This is a genomic window from Kitasatospora sp. NPDC004745 (assembly GCF_042873275.1).
Lineage (GTDB): Bacteria > Actinomycetota > Actinomycetes > Streptomycetales > Streptomycetaceae > Kitasatospora.
In genome coordinates this window covers 408,068-419,866 of record NZ_JBIALK010000001.1, presented here as the reverse complement: position 1 = coordinate 419,866, position 11,799 = coordinate 408,068, and the positions used below count along the sequence as shown (strand labels likewise).

11 protein-coding genes are annotated in these 11,799 nt (G+C 75.3%); 4 read left to right on the top strand and 7 right to left on the bottom strand.

The window, feature by feature from the left end:
• Nucleotides 1-70: 70 nt before the first annotated feature.
• From paaC to ACFYUY_RS01920, 6 genes are all read right to left on the bottom strand, one after another.
• Nucleotides 71-985: a 1,2-phenylacetyl-CoA epoxidase subunit PaaC gene (gene paaC, locus ACFYUY_RS01945; RefSeq protein WP_387897129.1), complete on the bottom strand. Its 915-nt coding sequence runs from the start codon at nucleotides 983-985 to the stop codon at nucleotides 71-73.
• A 13-nt stretch (nucleotides 986-998) separates the two neighbouring features.
• The gene (paaB, locus tag ACFYUY_RS01940; protein WP_387897127.1) at nucleotides 999-1,316 is read right to left on the bottom strand and encodes a 1,2-phenylacetyl-CoA epoxidase subunit PaaB; all 318 of its coding nucleotides are present in this window, start codon (nucleotides 1,314-1,316) and stop codon (nucleotides 999-1,001) included.
• Nucleotides 1,313-2,353 (bottom strand): 1,2-phenylacetyl-CoA epoxidase subunit PaaA, encoded by a 1,041-nt coding sequence (paaA, locus tag ACFYUY_RS01935; RefSeq protein ID WP_387897125.1) that lies wholly within the window; start codon nucleotides 2,351-2,353, stop codon nucleotides 1,313-1,315. Before paaA ends, paaB begins: the two co-directional genes overlap by 4 nt.
• 408 nt (nucleotides 2,354-2,761) lie before the next feature.
• The gene (locus tag ACFYUY_RS01930; protein ID WP_387897123.1) at nucleotides 2,762-4,189 is read right to left on the bottom strand and encodes a M20/M25/M40 family metallo-hydrolase; all 1,428 of its coding nucleotides are present in this window, start codon (nucleotides 4,187-4,189) and stop codon (nucleotides 2,762-2,764) included.
• A gap of 942 nt (nucleotides 4,190-5,131) precedes the next feature.
• Nucleotides 5,132-5,791, bottom strand: a complete 660-nt coding sequence (locus ACFYUY_RS01925) for a response regulator transcription factor (protein ID WP_360205342.1) — start codon at nucleotides 5,789-5,791, stop codon at nucleotides 5,132-5,134.
• The gene (locus tag ACFYUY_RS01920; RefSeq protein WP_387897121.1) at nucleotides 5,788-7,131 is read right to left on the bottom strand and encodes a sensor histidine kinase; all 1,344 of its coding nucleotides are present in this window, start codon (nucleotides 7,129-7,131) and stop codon (nucleotides 5,788-5,790) included. The genes ACFYUY_RS01925 and ACFYUY_RS01920 overlap by 4 nt, the downstream gene beginning before the upstream one ends.
• Before the next feature lie 254 nt (nucleotides 7,132-7,385).
• Between ACFYUY_RS01920 and ACFYUY_RS01915 the strand changes: the two genes are divergently transcribed.
• From ACFYUY_RS01915 to ACFYUY_RS01900, 4 genes are all read left to right on the top strand, one after another.
• Nucleotides 7,386-8,324: a translation initiation factor IF-2 gene (locus ACFYUY_RS01915; protein ID WP_387897120.1), complete on the top strand. Its 939-nt coding sequence runs from the start codon at nucleotides 7,386-7,388 to the stop codon at nucleotides 8,322-8,324.
• Nucleotides 8,325-8,489: 165 nt separating this feature from the next.
• On the top strand, nucleotides 8,490-9,503 hold the full coding sequence (locus ACFYUY_RS01910) for an aldo/keto reductase (protein WP_387897118.1): 1,014 nt from the start codon (nucleotides 8,490-8,492) through the stop codon (nucleotides 9,501-9,503).
• 97 nt (nucleotides 9,504-9,600) lie between these two features.
• Complete coding sequence (locus tag ACFYUY_RS01905) at nucleotides 9,601-10,188, top strand: TetR family transcriptional regulator (protein WP_387897116.1); 588 nt, start codon at nucleotides 9,601-9,603, stop codon at nucleotides 10,186-10,188.
• Between the two features lie 105 nt (nucleotides 10,189-10,293).
• A complete protein-coding gene (locus tag ACFYUY_RS01900; RefSeq protein ID WP_387897493.1) occupies nucleotides 10,294-11,211 on the top strand; it encodes an ADP-ribosylglycohydrolase family protein in 918 nt (305 codons plus the stop codon).
• A gap of 138 nt (nucleotides 11,212-11,349) precedes the next feature.
• Here the strand turns inward: ACFYUY_RS01900 and ACFYUY_RS01895 are convergent, their stop codons facing one another.
• The gene (locus ACFYUY_RS01895) at nucleotides 11,350-11,616 is read right to left on the bottom strand and encodes a GlsB/YeaQ/YmgE family stress response membrane protein (protein WP_360205325.1); all 267 of its coding nucleotides are present in this window, start codon (nucleotides 11,614-11,616) and stop codon (nucleotides 11,350-11,352) included.
• Between the last annotated feature and the right edge of the window lie 183 nt (nucleotides 11,617-11,799).

The window sequence follows — 11,799 nt, the reverse complement described above, 5'->3', positions numbered from 1 at the left end:
TCCCAGGCCGTCTCGGGGACCGCCCTGCCGGCCGCTCCCGGGAGCGCCGCGCCAGCCGCCGTCGTCGCGCTCACCACGTCGCCCCCGGGTGGGCGCGGGCCAGCACCTGGAGTTCGGCGAGCAGCAGGCCCAGCGCCTCGGTGTGCACGCCGTCGCGACCGGCCCGGCCGAGCACGGTGGCCAGCGGCGGCACCTGCGGCACGGTCAGTCCGGCCTCGGCGAGGACGGCGCCGAGCTCGCGCAGCACCGGATCGCGCAGTGCGGCCGGGTCCACGCCCACCCGGAGCTCCACCGGATGGGCGGTGAACAGCTCCTCCAGCAACGGCCAGACCGCGTCCAGACCGGCCTGCATCCGCGCCGACGAGTACGGCGTGCCGTCACCCAGCCGCAGCGTCCAGGCGGTGGCGTACTCGCGGTGGTACGCCAGCTCCTTGGCGCCCCGGTTGGCGACCGCGGCCAGCACCGGGTCCGGGTGCGTGGCGAGCGCCTCGTAGAGCGCGCCGCGGGCGGTCGCGAACAGCAGCAGCCTGGCGATCGAGTGGGCGAAGTCGCCGTTGGGGAGCTCGACCAGGCGGACGTTGCGGAACTCGTGCTCCTCCCGCCAGTACGCCAGGTCGTCCTCGGTGCGGCCGGAGCCGTCCACCTGGCCGGCGCGGGTGAGCAGCAGCCTGGCCTGGCCGAGCAGATCCAGGCCCAGGTTGGCGAGCGCGACCTCCTCCTCCAGCTCGGGCGCCCGGGTGCACCACTCGATCAGCCGCTGGGAGAGGACCAGGGCGTCGTCGCCGAGCATCAGGCAGCAGGCGGCGAGGTCGGCGCCGTCCAGGCCGGCCGGCAGAGTGGTGTCCACACCCAGCAGCGGGTCGGCGAAGCCCGTCCCGTACGCCCAGCGGCCCTCGCCCTCGGGGCCGGGGGCGGCCTCGGTGAGGCTCAGGTACACGTGGTCGTCGACGTCGTGCGCGTCGGTGTGCGTGGTGTGATCCTGCATTGCGGTTCCCCCGTCAGATGTGCGGGACATCCTCGGGGATGTCGTAGAAGGTCGGGTGGCGGTAGACCTTGTCGCCGCTCGGCTCGAAGAACGGGTCCCGCTCGTCCGGGGTGGAGGCGGTGATCGCGTCCGAGCGGACCACCCAGAGGCTGACCCCCTCGTTGCGGCGGGTGTAGAGGTCGCGGGCGGCGAGCAGCGCCATCCGGTCGTCGGCCGCGTGCAGCGAGCCGACGTGGACGTGGTTCAGGCCGCGCCGGGGGCGCACGAACACCTCGTACAGCGGCCAGCCGGCCTTGGACCCGGCCTTGGACTCGGCCTTGGACTCGGTCACTTTCCGTTCTCCTGTTCGGTGTGCGCGTGCTCTCCGGCGGGCCGCGGGCTCTCCGACGGCTCCGCGGCGGCCGGTGCGGACTGCTCGGCCCGGCGCTTGGCCGCGTAGGCGACGGCCGCCTCGCGGACCCAGGCGCCGTCCTCGTGCGCGGCCCGGCGGCGGTCGATCCGCTGGGTGTTGCACGGCCCCTGGCCCTGGATGACCCTGGTCAGCTCGGACCAGTCCGGCTCGCCGAAGTCCCAGCCGCCGCGCTCCTCGTTCCAGCGCAGCTCCGGGTCCGGGAGCGTGACGCCCAGGTGCTCGGCCTGGGGGACGGACATGTCGACGAAGCGCTGGCGCAGGTCGTCGTTGGTGTGGCGCTTGATCCGCCAGGCCATCGAGCGGGCGGTGTTCGGCGAGTCGGCGTCCGAGGGGCCGAACATCATCAGCGACGGCCACCACCAGCGGTCCACCGCGTCCTGGACCATCCGGCGCTGGGCCTCGGTGCCGCGCATCAGCGTCATCAGCAGCTCGTAGCCCTGGCGCTGGTGGAAGGACTCCTCCTTGCAGATCCGCACCATCGCGCGGGCGTAGGGGCCGTAGCTGCAGCGGCAGAGCGGGACCTGGTTGCAGATCGCGGCGCCGTCCACCAGCCAGCCGATCACGCCGACGTCGGCGAAGGTGAGGGTGGGGTAGTTGAAGATCGAGGAGTACTTCTGGCGCCCGGAGATCAGCTTCTCGGTGAGCTCGGCGCGGTCGACGCCGAGCGTCTCGGCGGCGGCGTAGAGGTAGAGGCCGTGGCCGGCCTCGTCCTGGGCCTTGGCGAGCAGGATGGCCTTGCGGCGCAGGGAGGGGGCACGGGTGAGCCAGTTCCCCTCGGGCTGCATGCCGATGATCTCGGAGTGGGCGTGCTGGGCGATCTGGCGGATGAGCGTGGCCCGGTAGGCCTCGGGCATCCAGTCCCTGGGCTCGATCCGCTGCTCGGCGGCGACGACCGCCCCGAACCGGTCTTCCGGCGTCTGCGCCGGGACCGCCTCGGCCACCTCTGCTGTCACCACGGTCCCCTCTCGTGTCCTGCTCCGGCGCCCCCTGGGGCGCCAACCGACTGACCGTTCGGTCGGTACCATTCTGCGCGGCGGGACGGAGGGATGGCAAGGGACACGGGAGGAGCGACGGGGCGAGGGGCGGCGACGAACAGATCACAGACGACAGATGACAGCCGACAGATTCTGAAATCTGTCAGCTGTCATCTGTTCGCCGTCACCGGTCACCCGTCAGCCGGCACCGGCCGGTCGTCGGCCGGTCGCGGGCCGGTCGTCGGCCGACCACCGGAGTACGGGCGGGCGGAGGCGCTGGCGAGCGGCACGCCGGCGGGCGGCACGCGGACGGCCGGGCAGGCCGCGGGCGGACGGGTGGCGGGCGAGCGCCGGCCGACCCAAGCCCTCAGCGGCAGCCGGGCAGGCCCGTCACCCCTCCGTACGGTCCCGCAGCCTCGGCAGCGGAACGGCGAGGAGCGCGGCCAGCAGGGCGATCCGGGGCGCCAGCTGGTCGAGGCGGATGTGCTCGTGCCGGGCGTGGGCACCAGCGCCGACCGCGCCGAAGCCGTCCAGCGTCGGCAACCCGCGCGAACCCGGCAGGTTGGTGTCCCCCGCGCCGCCCGCCGGACCGCCGTCCAGCTGCTGACCGAGCACTGCGGCGAGCGAACGGACGTGCCGCAGCAGCGGGTTGGCCGACCGCTCCGGCCAGGCCGGCCGGCTCGACAGCACCTCCGTCCGCACCCTCGCGCCCGGGCGCAGCGCGGTGAGTCTGGCGAGGTTGTCGAGCGTACGGCGCTGCGCCTCGGCGGTGGCGAACCGCAGACCGAGCTCCGCCTCGGCCCGGCCGGCGATCACGTTGGCACGCGAACCACCACTGATCCGACCGGCGTTGAGCTCGGTGCCGGGCTGGCCGGCGAGGCCCCGGACGACGACGAGCTGGTCGACGAGCTCGTCTACGGCCGACACCCCGTCGCGGGCGTCGTTGCCCGCGTGCGCCTCGCGCCCGGTGACGGTGAGCCGGACCCGGGTGCTGCCGCGCCGGGCGGTCTTCAGCCGGCCGTCGGGATGCGGCGGTTCGAGGCCCAGGACCGCTGCCGCGCCCCGGAGTTGGCGCTCGACGAGCCTCCTGCCGTCCGGGCTGCCGACCTCCTCGTCCGAGACGACGACCAGCCGGACCGTCCGGTGCGGGCGCTGCCCCAGGTCCGCGAGCAGGGCGAACGCGCCCTCCAGGATGGCGAGTCCGCCCTTCATGTCGACGACGCCGGGCCCGCTGAGCCTGCCGTCCTGCTCGGTGACGGGCCAGTCCGCGAGGGTGCCGACCGGCCAGACGGTGTCGTGGTGCCCGACGATCAGCAGGTGCGGAAGGGTCTCGTCCTGCCCTTCCCACTCCAGGACGAGGTGGTCTCCGGCCGGCCCCGGTTCGCGGCGGGCGGTGGCGCCGGTCGCACCGAAACCGGTGGCCAACTCCTCGGCGAGGCCGTCGAGTCGGGGGGCGTCCCCACTCGGAGACTCTATCCGGGCCAGATCGGCGCAGCGGCGCCGGACGGCGCCGGCGAGGGTGCGCGCTCGCGTACTGAGGGCCTGCGGCAGGCCGGGGAGCGCGGCGGCGGCCGCGGCGGTCGCCAGCGCGGCGGTGGTGGTCGCGGCCATGACGGCGGCCGGGGCACCGGCGGCGGGGGCCTCGCCCTCGGCGGCGGCCTGGGCCGCGGGGACCACCGCGGTACGAGCGGGCGCGGCAGGGGCGGGCGCGACGGGATCGGCGGGGACGGGCGCGCCCGCTGGGGCGGGGCCGCGGTCCGGGTCGGGTTCGGCGGCGGCACTCGGTGCGGCGGGCGACCCGACGATCTGGGGACTCAACGCTCGCCTCCGCGGCCGCCGCCGGTATTCAGCGGCCGCACCGGCCGACCGCCCCAACCCGGCTGCCGGGCCCGGCCCGACCGTGCCGATCGACCGGGATGGTGCGCGGTCCTTCGGGACGGCCCGTCTGGCCCGGGTGCGGTGGAACGGCTGGTCGGCGTGCTTGGCATTGCGTCCTCCTCGCTCGATCCGGTGGCCCCGGTGCGCCCGGGGCCCCGTGGACGGCGGCCTCCTGGTGACGGGCGCAGTGGCCGGACCGTCGCAGGGAAGCCGAGATGTGAGCCTAGAAGAACCGTTCGACTTCCTGCGAGGTGGCCCTGCTCCCAGCGTGCCGGGACCGGGCCTCAGCCACGGGCACCCGTCGGAGAACGGCGGCGGGCGCTCGGCGCGCGGGCCTGGATCGGCGCGCGGACGCGGTCGCCGGATCGCGCCCATCTCCACCATGGACCCGCCGCCCGCGTTCGGCAGCGCAAACCGCCAAGGCGCGGGATTTCCACGCCGGATGGGTGACAACGGCTCAGCGCGCGGTACCAACCGGGGGCACAGCACCGGCTCAGGGGGAGCCCGGTCCGAAGCGTGGGGAACACCCACGTGAACACCGCCCGACGTAACGCCCCTCGCGGCTTCGGTGGCACCATCGGAGTGCGGAGCCAGCGGGGCCCCGACAGCTTCACCCGGCACCACCGGCCCCGGCGCCCCGCCCTCCCCTGGCGGCGCACCGTCCGGTCGGTGGATGGGTCGGTGGATGGGTCGGTGGATGGTTGGTGGACGGCCGGTTGGCGGCGTCCTCGGTTCCACGCGGCGAGCGGCACGCACCGGACGATGCCCGGCGCGGACCGCACGCGGCTCCCGCCCCACGCGGTTCCCGCGCATCCGCCCACTGCCCCCGCCCGGCCACCGGGCGGGCCGTCGAGGTCGGCCGGCCCGGCCCCGCGGTCGGGTTCAGCCGCCGTCCTCCACCATCCCGGCGTCCCGGGCGAGCAGCGCCGCCTGGACCCGGTTGCCGACCCCGAGCGCGGTCAGGATCCGGCTGACGTGCGCCTTGACGGTGCTCTCCCGCATGCCGAGGGCGCCGGCGATCTCCGCGTTGGAGAGCCCGTCCGCGAGTTCGCGCAGCACGTCCGTCTCGCGCGGGGTCAGCCCGGCGATCCGGTTGCGGGCGGCCACGGACCGGGGCGCGCCCGTGCGGTGGTAGCGGTCGATGAGGCGGCGGGCCGCTGCCGGGTGCAGCATCCCCTGGCCGGCGGCGACGACGTGGACGGCCCGGGCGATCTCGGCGGGTTCGGTGTCCTTGAGCAGGAAGCCGTCGGCACCGGCGGCGAGCGCCTGGTAGACGTACTCGTCGAGGTCGAAGGTGGTGAGCGCGATCACCCGCGGGGGCTCCGGCAGTTCGCGCAGCCGCCGGGTGGCGGCGATGCCGTCGAGCCGGGGCATCCGGATGTCCATGAGGGCGACGTCGATCCGCCGGCGGCGGGCGAGTTCGACGGCCTGCAGCCCGTCGGCCGCCTCGGCGACGACGGTCAGGGCCGGGTCCTGGGCCAGGAGGTCGACGAGGCCGAGCCGCACCAGTGCGTCGTCGTCCACGACCATCGTGCGGATCATGAGGCGTCCTCCGGCTTCGGGGCGGGGGGCTGGGCGGGGATCGGAGAGGGGATCGGGGAGGGCCCGCCGACCACGGGCCGTACGGGGGCCAGGGCCAAGGCCGAGGCCGGCGCCGAGACCGAGACTGCGGCCGGAGCCGGGTCGGGCGGACGCTCGGGAGCGGGCAACCGGGCGGAGAGCCGGAAGCCGCCCCCGCCGTCAGGGCCCGCGTCGAGCCGTCCGCCGAGTGCGCCGACCCGTTCGGTGAGCCCGACCAGGCCGTACCCGCCACCGGTGACCGGACCGTTCGCCGAGGCCGCGCCCGGCCCGTTGCGGACCTCGACGGTGGTGGCCGGGGCCCCGTAGCGGACCAGCACGGTGACGGCCGCGGCCGGCGCGTACTTGCGGGCGTTGGTCAACGCCTCCTGCACCAGGCGGTGCACGGCCAGGCGGTGCGTGGTGGGCACCGCCTCCGGATCCCCGGCGAGGGCGAGTTCCACCTGCTGCCCGGCCGAGACCGCCTCGCCGACGAGTTCGGTGAGGTCGCGCAGGGCGGGTGCCGGGACGCGGTCCGATCCGGTGGACTCCGGCGGTCCCTGACCGGCGACCGGTGGCGGCGTGGGGTCGGCGCGCAGGGCGCCGAGCACGTCGCGCAGGTCGTCGAGCGACCGGGCCGCGGTGGTGCGGAGCAGTTCGAGGCGGTGGGCGAGCCGGTCCGGGTCGTCGGCGACGGTACCGGCGAGGGCCTGATCGCGCAGCACCCCGGCGTGCAGCACCAGCAGGCTGAGGCGGTGGGCGAGCACGTCGTGCATCTCCCGTGCGATCCGGGCGCGTTCGGCGGACCGGGCCTGTTCGGCACGCAGTTCGCGCTCGCGGCGCAGCACGTCCACCTGCTCGTGCAGGGTGCGGATCAGCACCCGACGGCCGTGCAGCCACAGCCCGACGGACAAGGTGGCCGACTCGACGAGGAGTTGGGAGCCGGTGGTGCCGGCCCAGCCGATCAGCGAATCGGCACGGGCGGCGCTGACCAGGGCGATGACGGCGCCGCCGGCCGCGGCCGGGCCGGTCCGGCCGAGGGAGGCGAGGTGGTAGACGCTGAACAGGCCGGGGAAGGCGCGGTTGAACAGGCCGCCGGTGAGCACCGGCAGGACGGCGGAGGCCACCGGGTGGCACCGGGCGAACACCAGGGAGAGCGCGGCGAGCGCGGCCAGTACGGTACGGGCAAGGCGCAACGGTCCTTCGGCGTGGGTCCATTGGAAGAGGGACTCCTCGACGGCGAGGCCGAGGATGCCGAGCAGCAGCACCGTGTCGGCCGACGGCCGACGACCCGGGCCGTACCAGCCCAGCCGGGCTGTGTGCATCGGGCTCCTCCCGTCCTCCGGCTCACGCTCCTGCCCTCCCGCCCCACCCGTGCGTTCCCCGCGTCCTCCCCGGTCCTCTCCCAGCTCTCCCCTGCCCTCCCGCACCCGCTCCGCGGACGTCCGGCTCGATGCTAAGGGCGGGCGACGGCCGAGCGCCCCCTCCTCCCGGGCACCCGCACCCTCGACTTTCGTCGGAGGCCGGCGCGGCTGCCCGGCCGATCCCCGCCCCGGCTCCGCTCCCTAGCGTCGTCGACATGACGACCGATCAGCTCCGCACCCGCCCCGGCTCCTCCGCCCCCTCCGCCCCCTCCGCCCCCTCCGCCCCCTCCGGCTCGCCCGGATCTCCCGGCTCGCCCGCCGGATCCGAGGCCGGTGGCTCCGGCATCCCGTCGCACAGTTCACCGTCCGGCGGCGACCGTCTGCTGTTCCTCGTCGAGGCACTGCGCACCTTCCACGACACGGGAGCGCTGGCGCCGAGCGGCGCGGACCTCGTGAACGCCCTGGTGGTGCCGGCCACCAGTCGCCCGGACCGGCCCATCTCGGTCCTGGAGGTCGGTGCCGGGACGGGTGTGGTGACGCGACGCCTGGCCCAGGTGCTGCGCCCGGGCGACCGGCTGCACGTCGTCGAGGCCAACCCCCGGTTCGCCGCCCGGCTGCGGGCGGACCCGGACCTGGCCGAGCCCCGTACAGGGGTCTCGGTGCGACTGTCGGCCTGCCGGGTGGAGGAGCTGGCGCGGTGGCGCCCGTCCGCACCGGAACGACCGGACGGCACGCGCGGGGCGGTCGGCAACGGCACCGCGGACGGCGCCGGGGGCGGAACCGCGGGCGACGGCCGGGCCCGGGCGGCGGCCGAGGGCGAGCGGTACGACGTGATCGTGTCCGGCCTGCCGTTCACCAACTTCGAGCCGGCTCAGGTGCGCCACCTCCTCGACCTCTACCTGCGCCTGTTGCTGCCCGGCGGCGAGCTGACGTACTTCGGGTACCTCGGCACGACCGCGGCCCGGACGCTGGTGGCGGGGCCCCGCCGGGGTGCCCGTCACCGTGCGGTGGTGCGGCTGCTGCGGCAGTTCGAGGAGGCGTACGGGCTGGGCGGGCGGACCGCGTGGCGCAACCTGCCGCCAGCCCGCGCCCACCTGCTGCGCTCGCCCGGCGGGCGGGAGGCCGGGACGGCGCCGACGGACGCCCCCGGGTGACAGATGACAGCCGACAGATTTCAGATGACAGCTTTCAGATGACAGCTTTCAGATGACAGACGACAGCGAACAGATTTTGAAATCTGTTCGCCGTCGTGCCATAGTGGGACGCGGGTCACCCCGCCCTCGCCCGCCCCGGCGCCGCACCCACCCCTGGAGCCCCCCGTGTCCACCACCTCCCGCCCCGCACAGCGCACCCTCGGCACCTCCGGCCCCGTCACCTCCGCCCTCGGCCTCGGCTGCATGGGCATGTCCGACCTGTACGGGCCGGCCGACGAGGCCGAGAGCGTCGCCACCATCCACGCCGCACTCGACGCCGGGATCACCCTCCTCGACACCGGCGACTTCTACGGCATGGGCCACAACGAGCTGCTGATCCACGAGGCCCTGCGCGGCCGGGACCGCGACAGCGTGCAGATCAGCGTGAAGTTCGGCGCCCAGCGCAGCCCGGACGGCCAGTGGCTCGGCTACGACGCGAGCCCCGCCGCCACCAAGACGGCGCTCGCCTACACGCTCCGCCGCCTGCGCACCGACCACATCGACGTCTACCGCCCGGCCCGGCTGGATCCGAGCGTCCCGGTCGAGGAGACCATCGGCGCCATCGCGGACCTGGTGAAGGCCGGCCACGTCCGTCACATCGGCCTGTCCGAGGTCGGCGCGTACACCCTTCGCCGCGCCGCCGCCGTCCACCCGATCAGCGACCTGCAGATCGAGTACTCGCTGATCTCCCGCTCGATCGAGGCGGCCGTCCTCCCCACCGCCCGCGAGCTCGGCATCGGTGTCACCGCCTACGGCGTCCTCTCCCGCGGTCTGCTCAGCGGCCACTGGAACCAGGACCGCCCGCTGGCCGGCACCGACTTCCGCGGCCACAGCCCGCGCTTCCAGGGCGACAACCTGACCCACAACCTCGCCCTCGTCGAGGCGCTGCGCGGGGTGGCCACCGCGAAGGGGGCGAGCGTCGCACAGGTCGCCATCGCCTGGGTCGCCTCGCGCGGCGAGGACGTCGTCCCGCTGGTCGGCGCGCGGCGCCGCGACCGCCTCACCGAGGCGCTCGGCGCGCTGGACGTCACGCTCACCGCCGCGGACCTGGCCGCCATCGAGGCGGCCGTGCCGGCGGGTGCGGCGGCGGGCGACCGCTACGCTGCCGCCCAGATGGCGCACCTGGACAGCGAACGCTGACCGGTGCTCCCATCGGAGCACACCCGGCCGGACCGGTCCGACCCCGGGCCCGGCACCGCACCGCCCCTGAACGCACGACCCTAAGGACGGCCTCCCCGTGACCACGGACACCACACTCACCGCCGAGCAGATCCTGATCGCGGCGGAGGACGTCCTCCGGCGGTTCGGCCCGGCCAAGGCCACCGTCGTGGACGTCGCCCGGATCCTCGGTGTCAGCCACAGCAGCGTCTACCGCCACTTCCCGAGCAAGGCCGCGCTGCGCGAGGCGGTCACCCAGCGCTGGCTCGACCAGGCGCACCACGAGCTCGCCTTCATCTCGACCGAGCCGGGCCCGGCCGCCGAGCGGCTGCACCGGTGGCTGGTGACGCTCTTCGCGGCCAAGCGGAAGAAGGCGCTGGACGACCCGGAGCTGTTCGCGACGTACATGGTGCTGGTCGAGGAGAACAGCCGCACGGTCGACGCGCACATCGAGACCCTGGTCGGCCAGATCGCCCAGATCGTCCAGGACGGCATGGAGGGCAAGGAGTTCAAGCTCGCCCACATCCTCTCCACGGCCCGCGCCGTCTTCGACGCCACCGCCCCGTTCCACGACCCGGCGTACGCGTCCACGTGGTCGGAGCCGACCGTCGAGGACCGTTTCGAGGCGCTCTGGAAGCTCATCCTCGGCGGGCTGCTCGCCAAGTAGGACGCGTCACGGCCCGGTGGGCCGGGCGCCGGAGGGAATCCGGTGGCCGGCCCACCGGGCCGTCCGGCAGACTGCCGCGCAGGTTGATCTCACTTGGAGGATGACATGCGCGCGGCCCGGCCGGTTCTGGACAGTCTGGAGGGGCTGGCCCTCGGCGACGCCTTCGGCGACCGGTGGTTCTCCGTCCCGCCCGACGAGGCACCCTCGGCACTGGCCGCCCGCCGGATCCGGCCCGCCCCCTGGCACTGGACCGACGACACCGCGATGGCCCTGGTGCTCGTGCGGCACCTGGTCGACCACGGCGAGGTCCGGCAGGACGCGCTGGCGCGGGAGTTCGCGCAGGAGTACGCCCGCGAGTACGGCCGCAAGTACGGCCCGTCGATGCACCGGGTGCTGCGCGGGATCGGCGCCGGCGAGGACTGGCGCACCGTCACCTCCGGCCAGTTCGAGGGCCAGGGCTCGTACGGGAACGGCGCCGCGATGCGGGTCGCCCCGCTGGGCGCCTGGTTCGCCGACGACCTCGACGAGGCCGCCCGGCAGGCCGAACGGCAGGCGCTCACCACGCACTTCCATCCGGAGGCCGTCGCCGGCGCCGTCGCGGTCGCCCTGGCCGCGGCCCTCGCCGTCCGCAGCCGGGGCGAAACCCCGCCCGACCGGGCCGAGTTGCTGACCGAGGTCGCCGAGCGGCTGCCGGACGGCGACGTGCGCTCCGGCCTGCGGATCGCCGCCCGGCTGCCCGCGCACACCAGCGTCCGGCACGCCGCCACGGTGCTCGGCTCGGGCCTGTCGATCTCCGCCCCGGACACCGTCCCGTTCGCCCTCTGGTCCGCCGCGGGCCGGCTCGACTGCCTGCCGGAGGCGGTCTGGCACACCCTCGGGGGCTGGGGGGACATGGACACCACCTGCGCGATCGCGGCCGGGGTGGTCGCCGCCCGCACCGGTCTCGGGCAGGTCCCGGCCGCCTGGTCGGCCGCGCGCGAGGCGCTCCCGGGCTGGGCCGCCGAGTCGGCGGCGCCGAACTGAGCGCAGGCCCGCCGCGGGCCCGCTACGGACCTGCGACGGGCCTACGGCGAGCCGACGACTGGCCTGCGCATGCGACCGCGACATGGCCGGGGCCGGGCGGCGGGCACGAGTCCGCCGCCGCCCGGCTCACCGCGGGCCCTAACGCCGCGAACTGCCGAACAGCAGCCGGTAGACGATCAGCAGCACCAGGGCGCCACCGATCGCCGACAACCAGGTGGCCATGTCGAAGAAGTGCGCCGTCACCGACCTGTGCAGGAAGTGCGACGCGATCCAACCGCCGACGAAGGAGCCGGCGATGCCGATCAGGGTGGTCACGATCAGGCCGCCCGGGTCCTTCCCGGGCAGCAGCAGCTTGGCCAGGGCCCCCGCCACCAGGCCAAGCACGATCCACGCGACGATGCTCATCTGTCCCTCCCGTTCGCGGCGCGACGGCCCCGTCCCGCCGCTCTGCACCGGAGGACGCCACCCGCCCGGCCCGCGGTTCCGGCGCCACCACCCCCGCGACACCGACCGGCGACACGCACCGGCGAGACCGGCAGGCGACGACGCAGGGCGCCCCGCACCGGCCCGACCAGTCCGGAGCCGCCC

Bases quoted from the DNA above. Each gene is read 5' to 3' on its own strand.
- paaC (WP_387897129.1), bottom strand. From the start codon at position 985: ATGCAGGATCACACCACGCACACCGACGCGCACGACGTCGACGACCAC.
- ACFYUY_RS01925 (WP_360205342.1), bottom strand. From the start codon at position 5,791: ATGATCCGCACGATGGTCGTGGACGACGACGCACTGGTGCGGCTCGGC.
- ACFYUY_RS01920 (WP_387897121.1), bottom strand. From the start codon at position 7,131: ATGCACACAGCCCGGCTGGGCTGGTACGGCCCGGGTCGTCGGCCGTCG.
- ACFYUY_RS01915 (WP_387897120.1), top strand. From the start codon at position 7,386: ATGACGACCGATCAGCTCCGCACCCGCCCCGGCTCCTCCGCCCCCTCC.
- ACFYUY_RS01900 (WP_387897493.1), top strand. From the start codon at position 10,294: ATGCGCGCGGCCCGGCCGGTTCTGGACAGTCTGGAGGGGCTGGCCCTC.
- ACFYUY_RS01895 (WP_360205325.1), bottom strand. From the start codon at position 11,616: ATGAGCATCGTCGCGTGGATCGTGCTTGGCCTGGTGGCGGGGGCCCTG.